Origin of the sequence: Aerococcus mictus, assembly GCF_003286595.3 — a bacterium.
In the GTDB taxonomy this organism is placed as follows: Bacteria; Bacillota; Bacilli; order Lactobacillales; family Aerococcaceae; genus Aerococcus; species Aerococcus mictus.
The window spans coordinates 1507837-1523127 of sequence record NZ_CP132985.1 but is presented as its reverse complement, the minus strand read 5'-3'; the positions used below and the strand labels follow the sequence as shown (position 1 = coordinate 1523127).

The following is a 15291-nucleotide window of genomic DNA, read 5'->3' as shown; positions in this document are numbered from 1 at the left end:
CCTCAATTGAATTGGGTAAAATTATTGATTAGAATGGATTAATATGAACAAAAATTTTACGTTAGATTTGGGGTAAAACGATGAATGATAATGAGAGGAGCCGCTCTATTCTTCAGGGCCAGCAATCCAAGGAGAAGCTCAATGAAGGTTCGGCTTGGATGTCCATTGCTAGTGTGGTTTCTAGAATTCTTGGTGTCTTATATATTATTCCCTGGATGCATTGGATTGGAGATCCACAAGTTGGTACCGAAGCCAATGCCCTCTACGGGATTGGCTATAATTATTACTCGATATTCTTAGCCATAGCCATCGCTGGGGTGCCAGCCGCGATCTCTAAGCAAATGACCAATTATATGGCTAAAGGCCAGTACCAAACCAGCCAGCGCCTCTTTAAAAGCGGCACCGTCATGATGCTAGCAACAGGAATTGTAAGTGCCCTGGCGCTTTATTTCCTGGCTCCCTTTCTAGCCCAGGGGAAGCCGGCGCGAAACGTGGAAGATGTCATCCTAGTCATTCGCTCCTTAGTGCCTGCCTTGGCTTTGATTCCCTTGCTATCGATCTTGCGGGGCTATTTCCAGGCCTATTTAGAAATGAAACCCAGTGCGATTTCCCAGGTTACTGAGCAGTTTGCCCGCGTCATTTATATGTTGGCGACGGTTTATCTTATTCGTGTGGTTATGGATGGCAGTGTTGCTAAGGCGGTCAGTCACTCCACCTTTGCTGCCTTTATTGGGGCAGTACTGGCGATTATGACTTTAGCTTTCTATTACTTCAAAAACCGCGACAAATATGCGCTACCTGCTGGTCATGTAGACAGTGACTATGTAGCCACCCGGACGCTCTTATTTGAAATCGTCCGCATAGCGATTCCCTTTGTGATTACCGGTTCGATCATTGAAATGGTCAACCTCATTGATATGAATACCTTTATGCCAATTATGCAAAGGGTGAGTGACCTAGGAGAAGGGCAGTTAATTTATGAATATGGGGTATTTAACGCCAATGCCCGCCGTGTGATTCAAATTATTATTTCTTTTGCTACGGCGATTTCCTCAACTACCGTTCCTGTGGTGACTGATGCCTATACCCGCGAATTGGCCAAGTTCCAGGCCCGCTCGGTTTACGATGACCACTTAAAACCGGTTTTTGACCATACCTGTGACGTGGTCTTGCATAGTATCCACCTCTTCACTTTGGTGATGGTGCCAGCCGCCATTGGCCTAGCTGTTCTCGCTGCCCCAGTCTACCAGTTGCTTTACGGGATAAATGACCCCTTAGGTGGATTTTACTTGCAAATTTCTTGTTTAATGGCTATTCCTATGGGGCTTTTCTATGTCTTAGTGATGACCTTGCAATCCATGGACCAACAGAAAAAAGCCATCTTTGGGATTGTTTTAGGCCTAGGGATTAAATTATTGGTCCAGTTTCCGCTCCTGGCTGTTTGTGGCAGCGAAGGAGCCATGTATGCTTCAATACTGGCCTTTATTTTTATGTGCGCCTTCTACCTGGCATGTATTTATAAGCGGATCCAGTTTAGCTTTTCCGACTTAGCTGGACGGATCTGGCCAGCCTTAAAAGTGATCTTGATTATGGGCTTAATGAGTGAGATAACTTATCAAATTCTCCACTGGATCATTCCGGAACCTAATAAGTTAGGCGCTTTTGTGATGGTTATCCTTGTCGCTTTAGTCGGAATTTGGGTCTATTTAATTGGTCTCATCAAGTCTCGACAGCTAGAAATTATCCTAGGTCAAGACAAATCTCAAAAATTACGTCAGTTTTTACATTTATAAAAATAGACAGCAAAAAGGCTCTGACATTGGTCAGGGCCTTTTAGAATTATATGAAACTTTTACTTGCTGGTAAGCGGTGGTAGAGTTTGGTCAGGCTATAGAGGTCCTTGACTAAGTTGTAAGTTAAGGCGGTAGCTGACATCCGCCATTGCCAATTACCTCCCAGGGTAGAGGGGGTATTCATGCGAGCATGGTCATCAAGATTTAAGAGGTCTTGCATGGTATAGATGACCGTTTGACTGCAAGAGGCGGCTAGGGTTCGGTTTAACATTTCCGCGACACTCTCCGCTTTCTGTCGCCCACAATAGGCATCAATATAGTAGCGGCTGGCAGCATCTTGGCCTAAATACCAGCCCAGGGCAGTTTGGTTGTCATGGGTTCCTACATAGGCAACGGAATTTTTATTGAAATTGTGGGGAAGGTCAGACGAATCTTCACCAGAAAAGCCAAATTGCATGACATGCATGCCGGGAAAACCGGTGACTTCTAGTAAGTCAGCAACTTCTTGGGTCAGAAAGCCCAAGTTTTCTGCGATAATGTTGACAGGGCCAAGGGCTTCTTTGATGGCTTGGAACAAGTCAAGACCTGGCCCCTTGACCCATTTGCCACTGGCTGCTGTCGGGGCGCTAGCTGGTATCTCCCAATAGGCTTCAAAGCCCCGAAAATGGTCAATTCTTACCATGTCATAGAGCTTGAGACTGGCTTGGATCCGTTTGATCCACCATTGGTAATTGTCCTTAGCTATGGTCTCCCAATCATAGATCGGATTTCCCCATAATTGCCCATCAGAAGAAAAGGCGTCTGGAGGACAACCCGCAACCACTCGGGGCTGCCCGCTTTGATTAAGTTTGAAATAGTGGGGTGTTTGCCAGACTTCGACACTATCACTAGCCACATAAATGGGAATATCACCAATTAGGTAAATACCTTTTTGATTGGCGTAGTTCTTGAGGGCAAACCATTGCTTAAAGAAGAAATATTGACTGACATAGTGGTAATTGAGGCTGTTTTTTTCTTGGGCTAGTATAGCTTGCAAGGCTTCTCCATCCCTTAAACGGATAGCTTTGGGCCAGTCGCTAATCGGGCTTAGGTCATAATATTCTTTTACCGCCATAAATTCAGCGAAAGGCTGCAGCCAGTCCTGATTATCCTGGATAAAGGTCTGATAATCAGGATCGTTGTCGGCTTGCTTAAGAAAGCTAGCGACGGCCTTTTCTAGGATGGGGCGTTTATGATAAAAGATTTTGGCATAGTCAACCTTTTCGGGATTATTGCCCCAGTCGACGCCTTGATAGTCGTCGGCTTCAATTAAGCCCCAATCGACTAGGGTTTTTAAGTCAATGAAATTGGTGTTACCAGCAAAGGCAGAAAAGGATTGGTAGGGGGAATTGCCGTAACTGGTTGGCCCTAGCGGCAGGATTTGCCAATAGCTTTGCCCGGCTGCTGCTAAGAAGTCCACAAATTGATAGGCGGACTTCCCTAAGCTGCCAATGCCTTCCGCATTAGCCAAGGAAGATATAGGTAAGAGCACACCACTTGCACGTGTCATAGGCTTTTTCTCCTTTAATTAAGATTAAACTTATTATAGCAAAAGGTGGAAAAGAATGACTGTTTCCTATTCTTTAAGGGCTGATTGCCATCTTGAGGTGACCAGGAAACGCTAGATTAAGAAAAGGTGATCAAGCTTGTTCTTGAATATAATTTAGTTAAAGAGAAAGAAATATTTACTCCCTTAGCCAAGACAAAGGCTCTTGTGCTATAATGTAGCCAATTGGAGGGATGAAGAAGATGACGATTAATTGGCAAGAAGAAGTTGCTAAAGTAAAAGACGACTATCTTAATGATTTATATACTTTACTGAGAATTCCTAGCTACCGTGAAGACGATAAGGCTACGGAAGAAGCACCGCTAGGCCCTGGTCCTAAAGCAGCCCTAGACGCTTTCTTAGCCATGGTAGACCGTGACGGTTTTACCAGTAAGAATGTTGCCAATATGGCGGGGCGCTTTGAATTTGGTCAAGGCGATGAAATTTTGGGGATTATTGGCCACTTAGATGTGGTTCCTGTCGACGATTCTTGGGAAACTGATCCTTTTGAACCAACCCTCATTGATGGTAAACTCTATGCCCGCGGGGTAAGCGATGACAAGGGCCCCATGTTAGCAGCCTACTACGCTTTAAAAATTATCCGTGACTTAGATTTACCCGTATCGAAAAAAGTGCACTTTATTGTCGGAACCGATGAAGAAAGTGAATGGAAGGGCTTGACCCGTTACCTGGAAACCGAACCCCTACCTGATTTTGGTTTCTCACCAGATGCTGAGTTTCCAATTATCAATGGAGAAAAAGGGATGTATTCCACCACCTTGAAATTTCCTGCCTTAGAAGGGGCGATTGAGTCCTTTGAATCTGGCATTCGGGAAAATATGGTACCAGGGGATGCTGATGCGGTTATCAAGGGCTTTGACCTTGAAGAAGTTCAAGCCGCTGCTGAAGAATTCCAAGCTAAACAACCCGTTAGCTTGACGGTTGAGGCCAGTTCAGACAATAAGATCCACCTCCACCTACATGGTCGGGTATCACATGGGGCCTTCCCTGAAGCCGGAGAGAATGCGGCGACTTATTTGGCCCTATTCTTGAAGAACCTATCCAGTGATTTAGAAGGCAATTCCTATATTAGCTTCATTGCTAACCTCTTGCACCAAGACTTCAAGGGGCAAAAGACCGGGATTGACCACCATGATGAAGTGATGGGAGACTTATCCTTAAATCCAGGTGTCTTTGGTGCCAAGGATGGCCAACAATTTGTGACCTTGAATATTCGCTTCCCTCAAGGGCAAAGTTTTGAACAATTGGATAAATCCTTTAGTCAATTAGGTGACCAATTTGGCTTTGCCCAAGAAACCGGGACTTCTAACAAAGTGCCTCACTATGTGCCTGGGGATGACCCGCTGGTGCAAACCCTCTTAGAGGTTTATGAAGAACATACAGGTATGGAAGGCCACGAAGTTGTTATTGGTGGGGGGACTTACGGCCGCTTGATGGAACGAGGCGTTGCTTTTGGGGCTGAATTCCCAGATGAAGTCTCTACCATGCATGAACCTAATGAAGTTCAACGTGTTGACCGCCTCCTCTTAACCATGGCCATTTATGCGGATGCGATTTACCGCTTGATTAAATAATATGCTGACTTCTAAAAATAATCCCAAAATTAAGGCTGCCAAAAAATTATTAAGCCGACGGGGGCGGGAAAAGGCAGGCCAGTACCTTATTGAAGGCCCACATCTCTTAGAGGCTGCCTTAGAGGCGGGGGCTGACTTGGCTGAAGTTTTTCTTACTCCCGAACATGAAGCCGACTTTAGGCTGGATAAGCAAACCCTGATTAGTCCTGAAATAGCTTCAGAACTATCTGACACCCAAAGGGACCAGGGAGTCTTTGCTGTGGTCAACCAAGACAAAAAAGCTTCCTTCAAACCGGCTTCTCCTGCAGTTCTATTACTGGATGGAGTCCAAGATCCGGGAAATCTGGGCACCTTGATCCGGTCGGCAGATGCCTTTCATTACCAAGATATTTACTTGGGTAAGGGCACTGTTGATCCCTACAGTCCCAAGGTGGTCCGTTCCATGCAGGGCAGCCAATTCCATGTCCGCCTCCACCAAGTGGTTTTAGAGGAGGCCATGGCCAATTTGAGAGCAGCAGGCTATTGTTTGGCGGCAACCGAATTAAATGACCAGGCGCAAGCTTTAGAAACTTATAACTTGAAAAAACACCAAAAATGGGGCATTATTTTAGGTAACGAAGGAAATGGTGTCCGACCAGAAATCATTGCAGCGAGTGATATTAGTCTCTATATTACCATGCTGGGTCAGGCGGAATCGTTGAATGTTGCCATTGCTGGCTCAATCGCTATGCACCACTTCCTTCCCAATTGATCAGTAGGGTCAACAAAAGAAAGGACATGAACTTATTGACAGAAACTAATTACCCTTGGGAAAATGACCGTGACTATTTGGCCTTAATCGATGATATTAAAGACCACGAATTTATTACCGATTTAGGTCTGTTTCGCCAACATATTTATGGGAATCGTTTAGTTCATTCTTATTCTGTCAGTTATTATAGTTATAAAATTGCTAAGCGTTTAAACTTAGACTACCGTTCAGTCGCTCGTGCGGGTTTAATGCATGACCTTTTCTACTATGATACGAAAGAAATGACATTCTCAAAAGGCAATCATTTCACCAATCACCCTTATATTGCACTAAAAAATGCAGAAGTCTTAACTGATTTAAACGAAGTTGAACATGATATTATCATTAAGCACATGTGGTTAGCTACTTGGCAACTTCCTGCTTATCCAGAGTCATTTGTGGTGACTTTTGTGGATAAATACTTAGCATCGACAGAATATTTGAAACCTGCCTCTAAGATTTGGCGGGACAATTGCCATACTTTCTGTAGCCAACGCATTCTTAATCCTCTAAACCAAGCCTTTAATGAGCGCTTGCTAATGCCATTTAATCGCTTGAGAAGAAAATATTTTCCGAAATTAGCAGAAAATAATAAGAAAAATTAATTTTATATAAGAAAGGAAGTGACCGCTTGAGTGAACAGCACATTCCTTCTCTGTGTCGCAAGTTTGAGCAAGGTTTCCAATTACTAGGAAAGAAATGGAATGGTTTAATCATTCAAAGCTTACTCAAAGGCCCACTTCGTTTTTCTGAATTACGTGACCATATTGATGGGATTTCCGACCGGGTATTGACCGAACGGTTAAGAGAACTGACCTGCTTAGGAATCCTTGAACGGGTGACCCAATGTAGTGATTGCCACAAATATACTTACTATGCCCTAACTCAAAAAGGCCAAGACCTTGAAACCGTCTTAACCTCACTGCATTCCTGGTCTGACCAATGGATCGAGTTAGATAAGTAAGAGTGTGACGGGTGCGCAAAAAGGCAAGACCACTGGAACTAAAGGACAAATGAATTCTTAAAGAGAATTCTTTGCCCTTTAGTGAAGTGGACGCTTGCCTTGCACCCGGAACACGTTTAAGAGAGTGTGACAAGCGCAAAAAGAGGGGAGAGAGCTACGCATACTATATCTGTAACTCGCTCTGCTTCGAACAGCTATAGCAATTGGAAGAAGTTCGCAGTAAATCCTCAAAGAGGATTTGCAAGGACTTCTGAAATGGAGTGCACTTTTTAATAAGGAGACTGGACATCAAGTCCAGTCTTTTTTGATCCTTGCCAGATTATTTGTTGACGAAAGCCAATTTAACGGCTACAATTATCCTTAATGAATACGTTGATAGAAGACGGTTCCTTATCATAGCCTGTAACAGGAAGAGAAATCACCGATTGAGAGTTTCTTACAGGTAAGCGGGGAATTTTTCACTTCTGGAGTAGGTACCGGGCGACAGCAGTCAAAAGGTACCACGACTGGGCTCGTTATCGCCTGAAATGAAGGGTTTATTCGGTTTTGTTAAGCAAACTGAGTAAAAACTAGGGTGGTACCGCGGTCTCTCGTCCCTATTGGGAATGAGAGACTTTTTTTGTGGAAAAATTCTCACATAATCGTTATAAAAAGGAGTTTAAGCATGGATATAATTAGCAATTTACAAGCAATTGAAGGGCAAATCGCTGAAGAAATTCAAAGCATTTCTAGCCTTGATGATGTGCAAGCTATTCGCGTGAAGTACCTAGGGAAAAAGGGGCCGATCACCGAAGCGCTGCGGCATATGAAGGATATTGACCCTAGTGAACGCCCTAAAGTAGGGGCCTATGCCAATGAATTGAAAAATAAAGTGGCTAAAGAACTCGACCAAAAACAAGCTGTTTTAGAAGAAGAAGCCCTTAACCAAAAATTAATGGCGGAAACTATTGATGTGACCCTGCCTGGCAAGCAACAAAAATTAGGCAGCCAACATGTGATTAGCCAAGTCATGGAAGAAATTGAAGACCTCTTCCTAGACCTTGGTTATATCATTGTCGAAGGACCAGAGATTGAATCTGATTATTACAACTTTAAGCGGATGAACTTACCAGAAGATCACCCAGCCCGTGATATGCAAGATACCTTCTATATTGAAAAAAATCAGGTGCTCCTACGGACCCATACCTCACCAGTCCAAGCCCATGCTATGGACCAACATGATTTTTCTAAGGGGCCTTTGCAAATGATTAGTCCAGGTAAGGTTTATCGTCGGGACTCTGATGACGCTACCCACTCCCACCAATTCCACCAAATTGAGGGGCTAGTGGTTGATAAAAATATCGGTCTCTCAGACTTAAAGGGAACCTTGGAATTGTTTGCTCGCCATCTCTTTGGGGCTGACCGCCAAGTGCGTTTACGTCCCTCTTACTTCCCATTTACCGAACCTTCTGTGGAAATAGACATCTCTTGCTTTAAATGTGGTGGTCAAGGCTGCAATATCTGTAAGAAAACCGGTTGGATTGAAATTCTCGGTGGGGGCATGGTCCATCCTAATGTCCTAGAAATGTCAGGGATTGATAGCGAAGAGTATAGTGGCTTTGCCTTTGGACTGGGACCAGACCGGGTAGCTATGTTGAAATACGGGATTGAAGATATCCGTCATTTCTACCAAAACGATCTCCGCTTTATTCATCAATTTCAAGAAAGAGGGTAATGACTGACATGTTAGCATCACGTAATTGGTTAAATGAATTTGTAGATATTAAAGATATTCAAGATGAAGCTTTAGCAGAAGACTTATCACGGACCGGTCTGGAAGTCGATGGCTTGAACCAAGATTTTTCCGGCTTGAAAAAAATTGTCGTCGGCAAGACTTTGACAGTGGAAAAACACCCCAATGCCGATAGCTTGCACGTTTGCCAAGTGGATGTTGGCCAAGAAGAGCCCTTACAAATTGTTTGTGGCGCGCCTAATGTGGCAGCTGGCCAAAAGGTTATCGTTGCTTTACATGGGGCCCGCGTTGCTGGTAATCAAAAGATTAAGAAGGGAAAATTGCGCGGTCAAGAGTCCAATGGAATGCTCTGTTCTTTACAAGAGCTCGGCTTTAGCGAAAATGTGATTCCCAAAGAATTTGCTAATGGGATTATGATTTTACCGGAAGACGCTCCCCTAGGCCAAGATATTAAAGAATACTTACACTTAGAAGATACAGTCTTAGACCTCGATATCACCCCTAACCGGGCCGATGCCCTATCCATGCGGGGCGTCGCTTATGAATTAAGTGCCATCTATGACCGTCCCATCGATGTCAATACTTACGATGACCAAGCCTTTGAAGCGGGCAGCGATTTAAGTGACGAGGTCACTGTTGAAATTTCTGATAGTGATCTCTTCCCTCACTACACTGCTCATTTGGTTAAGGATGTTAAAATTCAAGCCAGCCCGATTGAGGTACAAATCCGCCTCATGAAAGAAGGTATCCGTCCGATTAATAATGTGGTTGACGCCACCAACTATGTCTTATTAGAATACGGCCAACCCCTTCATGCCTTTGACTATGATAAGTTGCAATCTAAAACCATTGCCCCACGTCTAGCTAAAAATGGGGAAAAACTAGTGACCTTAGACGGTGTGGAAAGAGACTTAACGGATGACGACTTAGTCATTACTGATGGCCAAGAGCCCATTGCCCTAGCTGGAGTGATGGGTGGCTTGTCTACTGAGATTGATGACAATACCACCACTGTCTTGATTGAATCAGCCATGTTTAACTCTTCCCATATCCGTCGCACAGCCAGACGCTTAGCCCTTAGAAGTGAGTCAAGTTTAAGAAATGAACGTGGCTTAAATATTGCCACTATCGATGAAGCTGGCGCCTATGCAGCCCAATTGATGGAAGACTGGGCTGGTGGACAAGCGGTTAAGGGACGCGCTCGGGTATCTCACCTTGACGTTAAAGATAAAGAAGTGACGACCAATTTAGCTTATATTACCAGTCTCCTAGGTATGGAAATCAGTTTTGAAGAGGTCAAAGAATCCTTTAGACGGTTAGGTTTCCCGGTTGAAGGTGACGCTGATGAATTTACCGTGTCCGTTCCTACTAGACGTTGGGATATTTCCATTCCAGCTGACTTAGTGGAAGAAGTCGCCCGTATCTATGGTTACGATAAGATTCCTTCCCGGATTTCACCAGTTCAACCGGTGAATATTGGCTTAAACGACTGGCAAAAATTTGAACGTCAAAGCCATCGGACCATGGAAGCACTAGGCTTTGACCAAGTGATTTCTTATAGTTTAACCAGTGAGAAGAAACTTGATGTCTTACAAGCCCAAGCCCATGAAGCCGTAGCCTTGGATTTCCCAATGAGTGACGAACGCCGTTATATGCGGACTAACTTACTGACCAGTTTATTAGATATTGCTCAATACAACTTGGCTCGTAAGGTGAAGGACGTGCAAATCTATGAAATTGGTCGGGTCTTCTATGATGACGAGATAGAAGATGACCTGCCTCGTGAAGAAAGCCATCTAGCAGCCTTGTGGACGGGTGATGTTGAAGGCGATAGCTGGCAAGGCAAGGCCCAAGCGGTTGACTTTTATGATATGAAGGGGGCAGTGGAATCGCTACTGGCTTCTTACAACCTAGCTGGGCAAATCCGTTACCTACAAAGTACCGATTTACCGGATACCCATCCGGGTCGGACAGCCCTTGTACAAGTGGAGGACCAAGGAGAATGGCTAACCATTGGTTACTTAGCCCAACTCCACCCTCAAATTACTAAGGACTATGACCTCAATAACCAAAGTTTCGTGGCTGAATTTAACTTACAAGCCATCTATGACTTACCAGAGCACCAAGTCATCCAAGAACCCCTGGCAAAATATCCAAGCATTAGCCGCGATATCGCCATGGTTGTGGCTGAAGAAGTGAGCCATGCTGAAATTGTAGCAACCATTCAAAAAGCAGCCAATAGCTACCTGGTTAATGTTAAACTCTTTGATATTTACCGTGGTGAACATATCCAAGACGGGCAAAAATCGGTAGCTTACCAACTCACTTATCTGAACCCAGAAGCGACTTTGGTGGATGAAGAAGTCAATGAAGACTTTGCTAAGGTCAAAGCAGCTCTTGCTAATGAATTACAAGCGAAAATTCGTGATTAGTATTCAATCAGCTAGCTGCTAAGCAAGTGCCAAGGGTGTGGCAGTAAAGCTGACATTGATAATAAAAGCTATCTTTAAAGAACCTTGATAAGTCAAGGTTCTTTTTTTAGCGGGAGATTTAAATTTAAAACGATGTCAAAATTCATTACAAAAAACCATTGCTATTTATCGGCCTTTTCGCTAATCTAGTAAGGTAAAAAACTTTTAATTGATAAAAAGGAGCTGACTTCAGTGACTGAACGACTGATTAATTTTCTGACACCAATCAGCAATGTCCTTTATTACCCGATTTTAATTGTCTTGCTTTTGGGAATTGGTCTTTATTTTACCTTCCGAACTAAGGGGGTCCAAATTAGAGATTTTAAGGAAGCAATTGGGGTAATTATGGAAAAACCCGAAAAAGAAGATTCGGTATCTTCATTCCAGGCTTTAATGGTTTCAACGGCTTCACGGGTAGGAACCGGGAATATTGTCGGTGTCTCAACAGCCATTTGTTTAGGTGGCTATGGGGCGGTCTTTTGGATGTGGCTAGTGGCTATTATTGGCGGTTCTTCGGCCTTTATTGAATCTACCCTAGCTCAAATTTACAAGAAGAAAACGCCAACTGGGGATTCTTATGGGGGCCCCTCCCATTACATTGAAACGGCCCTCCATAACCGGGGATTAGGCATTATCTTTTCCGTGTTTTTAATTTTGACTTATGCAGTTGGCTTCAATATGCTGGCTGCCTATAATTTACAAGACTCCTTTCAAGTCTATGACTTCTATCATGCTCAATGGACGCCTTTAATTGTTGGCGGGGTCTTGGCTTTGGTGACCGGCTATTGTATCCTGGGTGGAGGCAAACGGATTATTTCCTTCACTAGCTTTTTAGTTCCTTTTATGGGGACCATTTATGTTGGGGTCGCTTTGATTATGATCCTCTTTAACTTGAATTACCTGCCCACCATCTTTACTTTAATTTTTAAGGATGCCTTTAACTTCAAGGCCATCTTTTCAGGAATTGCTGGATCTAGTATGATGTATGGAATCAAGCGCGGTCTCTTTTCTAATGAGGCAGGGATCGGTTCAGCTCCTAATGCAGCAGCATCAGCCCATGTGTCCCATCCGGTTAAGCAAGGGCTGGTACAAATGATTTCGGTCTTTATCGATACTTTGTTAATTTGTTCAGCAACCGCCTTCATGTGTTTAAGTTCAGGAATAACCCCTGCAGAAGAATTATCTGGAGCGGCCTACGTCCAAGCTTCCCTGGCAACCGTCTTTGGAAACTTTGGGAATATCTTTATTACGGTATCACTCATGCTCTTCGGTTTTACCACTTTAATTGGGAACTTATATTATGTGGATAATAATATTGCCTATATCTTTAAAGGTACGCCAAGACCAGGAATTATGCGTCTCTTTAGAATCTTTTTCATCTTGGTGGTCTTCTTAGGGGCCTTACAAGAATCGACCTTGGCATGGATGACTGCAGATATTCTAATGGCCTTGATGGCTTTAATTAACTTACCGGCCATTTTACTGTTAAGTAAGCAGGCCATTGCCGCTTTAAATGATTACCATAAGCAAAGAAAAGCTGGTAAAAATCCTGTCTTTAGAGCCAAGGATATTGGCCTAGATCCACAAAAATTGGATTTCTGGCAATAATCTAGGATAAATCATTACATTGATGAAATTGTGAGCGCTCCTCCATATGCCGATTCTATTCGTAATAGGCAAGTTGGAGGGGCGCTCTTTTTCTTTGTACTTTTTGCATATGATTATTAGAAGCGCTAATTTTATGGTAAACTAAAATTAGAATCTAAATAATTTATGGAGGTAGAGAAATGGCTTTATTTGATGAATTAAAAGCAAAAATTAAAGGAAAGCAAACGCGTATCGTTTTTCCAGAAGCTACTGATGAACGGATTCAAGGGGCTGCAGCTCGCTTAAAAGCTGACGACCTATTAGTTCCTATTTTAGTGGGTAACCCTGATGAAATTCATTCTCAAGCTAAAGACCGCGGCATTGACCTATCTGGGATTGAAATCGTAGACCCTGATAACTATGATGCTTATGAAGAAATGGTCCAAGCCTTTGTTGAACGCCGTAAAGGCAAGGCTACTGAAGAACAAGCACGTGAAATGCTTAAAGACGTCAACTACTTTGGTACCATGCTCGTTTACATGGGTAAAAGTGACGGTTTAGTTTCAGGAGCTGCCCATGCGACTGGTGATACCGTACGTCCTGCTTTACAAATCATCAAGACTAAGGCCGGGGTAAAAAACGTTTCTGGCGCTTTCTTATTGACCCGTCCTAAAGAAGACGGCAGTGAAGAAAAATACATGATGGGTGACTGTGCGATCACCATTAGTCCAGACGCTGAAACCTTAGCGGAAATTGGTTTAGTGACAGGGGAAACCGCTAAATTATTTGACGTGGAACCGGATATTGCCTTCTTGTCATTCTCAACCAAGGGCTCAGCTTCATCTCCAGAACAAGAAAAAGCTGCTCAAGCAACTAAGATCGCTCAAGAAAATGCGCCTGAAGACTTCAACGTTGATGGCGAATTACAATTTGACGCGGCTCTGGTACCAGCTGTTGGTGAAAAGAAAGCCCCTGGTTCAAAAGTAGCTGGCCATGCCAAAGTGCTTATTTTCCCAGAAATTCAATCAGGGAATATTGGTTACAAGATTGCTCAACGCCTCGGTGGCTTTGAAGCTATTGGGCCTATCTTACAAGGAATGGCTAAGCCCGTAAATGACCTATCACGTGGCTGTAACGAAGAAGATGCCTACAAGTTAGCTATCGTTACTGCCCTACAAGCAGGCTTAAACGAAAATTAAGACTGAGAAGAGACTACGATAAATATGAGCCCTTGCCCCAAGGTAAGGGCTTTTTATCGCTATAAGTGTAAGCAAGCTTTAAAAAGTGCGATTGGCTGACTTTTTGCTATAATGATTATCAGAAAAGAGGGAATATATGCGACGATTTAAGAAATTTTTAGGGGTCCTAGTGACCATCTTAGGATTACTAGCGGTTGCCTTTATTGGCGGTCATTATCTCGGTAAGCAGGATAGCCAAACCGAAATTACTTCGGAATTAGTGGGTAACCGCCTAGAACAAGCCAAGGAGTTAACCACGACCAAATACTTCTATACCAATACGGCTTCCTTTGAAAACCAAAGAAAATTCTATAACTGGAATTTGCCCTTCACCACAAAGAAATTTATTGTTTCCTATGACGGGGTGATCCATGTCGGAATCGATCTCAGCGCTATTGATGTTAAGGTTCAAGACCAAACTATTGATGTCACATTGCCTGAGGTGAAGATTCTCTCCCATGATATCGATAGCGATTCGGTCAAGGTCTTTGATGAAGAGGCATCGATTTTCAATAAGATGACGGTGGATGACTATGCTAACTTCACCAATGAACAAAAGAAAGCTTCAGAAGAAGAAGCCAAAGATAAGGGCTTATTGGAAGCTGCCAAGCAAAATACTGAAAGGACTATCAAAGAAATATTAAATATGGACCCCACCATTCAGAAAAACTATACGATCAATGTCCACTAAAGACTGATGAAAAATCCAAGCGCTGTTTTTACCAGGCTTGGATTTTTTACTTTATAGGGGCCTTTTGTTTAGATTATTCAATTCAGATAAGGAGATTTGCAGACTCGGTCAGGCTTGTCTATACTAAAGCAAGAGGACACAAATTTAGAAAAGGGGAAAAATAATTTATGGAAATTAGACAGTTAAAAATATCGGATACCCAGGCGAGTTATCAGGTGATTAAGGTCATCTTAGAACACTTAGATGAGCCTTTAATTAATGAATATGGGTGGGAGACTAGTGGCAAAATTATCGCTCAAGCTATGAAGAAACCCTATTACCGTTACGGATACGCTCACGGCTATGGGGTCTTTGAAGCCGACCAATTAGTCGCTGTGGCCTATGCTTATCCAGGCGTCTTGGATCCTATTATTGAGAGCCCTCTGGAGACTACCATGCTGGAAATGGGCTATTCCCTTGACCAAATCCCGAGAAGCTTTGCAGAGACAGAAGCCTTAGTGGATGAATTCTACCTGGATTCCTTAGCAACCAAGCAGGGAGAGGAAGGCAAGGGCTATGCCCGTCAACTGATCGCCCATCTCAGCCAAGTCGGCCGTGAAAAAAATTATCACAAGCTTTCCTTAAATGTGGACTTCCATAACCGACGCGCCCTGACGCTTTACCAACGCTTAGGCTTTGAAACCATTTCGGAATTGATTATTGGGGGACATCCGCATTATCATATGATTAAGGCCATTTAAGTTTTCTAAGTAGCTCAAATTGTACTTTAAGAAGGTAAATAATTGAGCCGGGGGCTGACATTCGTTATAATAAAATTGAATTTCAAGGAGAGTCCTTGGCATTTT

General features: G+C 43.4%; 12 protein-coding genes. 11 read left to right on the top strand and 1 reads right to left on the bottom strand.

Translation table 11 applies throughout. The features are described from left to right. Positions 1-80 precede the first annotated feature (80 nt). Entirely contained in the window at positions 81-1793 is a 1713-nt protein-coding gene (locus DBT49_RS06970) for a putative polysaccharide biosynthesis protein (protein WP_070560460.1), read from the top strand. 46 nt (positions 1794-1839) lie between these two features. Here the strand turns inward: DBT49_RS06970 and malQ are convergent, their stop codons facing one another. Further along, positions 1840-3342: a 4-alpha-glucanotransferase gene (gene malQ, locus DBT49_RS06965; protein ID WP_070560462.1), complete on the bottom strand. Its 1503-nt coding sequence runs from the start codon at positions 3340-3342 to the stop codon at positions 1840-1842. Between the two features lie 239 nt (positions 3343-3581). Here malQ and pepV point away from each other — a divergent pair, with 239 nt between their 5' ends. The 10 genes from pepV (at position 3582) to DBT49_RS06915 (ending at position 15186) form a co-directional block, all read left to right on the top strand. Beyond that, a complete protein-coding gene (gene pepV / locus DBT49_RS06960) occupies positions 3582-4973 on the top strand; it encodes a dipeptidase PepV (RefSeq protein WP_070560464.1) in 1392 nt (463 codons plus the stop codon). A 1-nt stretch (position 4974) separates the two neighbouring features. Continuing rightward, the gene (locus DBT49_RS06955; RefSeq protein ID WP_070560466.1) at positions 4975-5724 is read left to right on the top strand and encodes a TrmH family RNA methyltransferase; all 750 of its coding nucleotides are present in this window, start codon (positions 4975-4977) and stop codon (positions 5722-5724) included. A gap of 26 nt (positions 5725-5750) precedes the next feature. Continuing rightward, positions 5751-6368, top strand: coding sequence for an HD domain-containing protein (locus DBT49_RS06950; RefSeq protein WP_070560468.1), 618 nt, complete (start codon positions 5751-5753; stop codon positions 6366-6368). A 26-nt stretch (positions 6369-6394) separates the two neighbouring features. After that, a complete protein-coding gene (locus DBT49_RS06945) occupies positions 6395-6727 on the top strand; it encodes a winged helix-turn-helix transcriptional regulator (RefSeq protein ID WP_101560384.1) in 333 nt (110 codons plus the stop codon). A gap of 664 nt (positions 6728-7391) precedes the next feature. Next, a complete protein-coding gene (gene pheS / locus DBT49_RS06940) occupies positions 7392-8441 on the top strand; it encodes a phenylalanine--tRNA ligase subunit alpha (RefSeq protein WP_111846169.1) in 1050 nt (349 codons plus the stop codon). Positions 8442-8449: 8 nt separating this feature from the next. After that, entirely contained in the window at positions 8450-10891 is a 2442-nt protein-coding gene (pheT, locus tag DBT49_RS06935) for a phenylalanine--tRNA ligase subunit beta (protein ID WP_070560588.1), read from the top strand. A 231-nt stretch (positions 10892-11122) separates the two neighbouring features. Further along, positions 11123-12538 (top strand): alanine/glycine:cation symporter family protein, encoded by a 1416-nt coding sequence (locus DBT49_RS06930; RefSeq protein ID WP_070560474.1) that lies wholly within the window; start codon positions 11123-11125, stop codon positions 12536-12538. Between the two features lie 179 nt (positions 12539-12717). Beyond that, entirely contained in the window at positions 12718-13716 is a 999-nt protein-coding gene (gene pta / locus DBT49_RS06925; protein WP_060778559.1) for a phosphate acetyltransferase, read from the top strand. 136 nt (positions 13717-13852) lie between these two features. Continuing rightward, positions 13853-14446 (top strand): DUF4230 domain-containing protein, encoded by a 594-nt coding sequence (locus tag DBT49_RS06920; RefSeq protein WP_111872375.1) that lies wholly within the window; start codon positions 13853-13855, stop codon positions 14444-14446. Between the two features lie 167 nt (positions 14447-14613). Continuing rightward, on the top strand, positions 14614-15186 hold the full coding sequence (locus DBT49_RS06915; RefSeq protein ID WP_070560479.1) for a GNAT family N-acetyltransferase: 573 nt from the start codon (positions 14614-14616) through the stop codon (positions 15184-15186). The last annotated feature ends 105 nt before the right edge of the window (positions 15187-15291 follow it).

What these genes read in the sequence shown, in the direction of transcription:
- DBT49_RS06950 (WP_070560468.1), top strand. Translation starts at nt 5,751, where the DNA reads ATGAACTTATTGACAGAAACTAATTACCCTTGGGAAAATGACCGTGAC.
- pta (WP_060778559.1), top strand. Translation starts at nt 12,718, where the DNA reads ATGGCTTTATTTGATGAATTAAAAGCAAAAATTAAAGGAAAGCAAACG.
- pheT (WP_070560588.1), top strand. Translation starts at nt 8,450, where the DNA reads ATGTTAGCATCACGTAATTGGTTAAATGAATTTGTAGATATTAAAGAT.
- DBT49_RS06920 (WP_111872375.1), top strand. Translation starts at nt 13,853, where the DNA reads ATGCGACGATTTAAGAAATTTTTAGGGGTCCTAGTGACCATCTTAGGA.
- pepV (WP_070560464.1), top strand. Translation starts at nt 3,582, where the DNA reads ATGACGATTAATTGGCAAGAAGAAGTTGCTAAAGTAAAAGACGACTAT.
- malQ (WP_070560462.1), bottom strand. Translation starts at nt 3,342, where the DNA reads ATGACACGTGCAAGTGGTGTGCTCTTACCTATATCTTCCTTGGCTAAT.
- DBT49_RS06970 (WP_070560460.1), top strand. Translation starts at nt 81, where the DNA reads ATGAATGATAATGAGAGGAGCCGCTCTATTCTTCAGGGCCAGCAATCC.
- pheS (WP_111846169.1), top strand. Translation starts at nt 7,392, where the DNA reads ATGGATATAATTAGCAATTTACAAGCAATTGAAGGGCAAATCGCTGAA.
- DBT49_RS06915 (WP_070560479.1), top strand. Translation starts at nt 14,614, where the DNA reads ATGGAAATTAGACAGTTAAAAATATCGGATACCCAGGCGAGTTATCAG.
- DBT49_RS06955 (WP_070560466.1), top strand. Translation starts at nt 4,975, where the DNA reads ATGCTGACTTCTAAAAATAATCCCAAAATTAAGGCTGCCAAAAAATTA.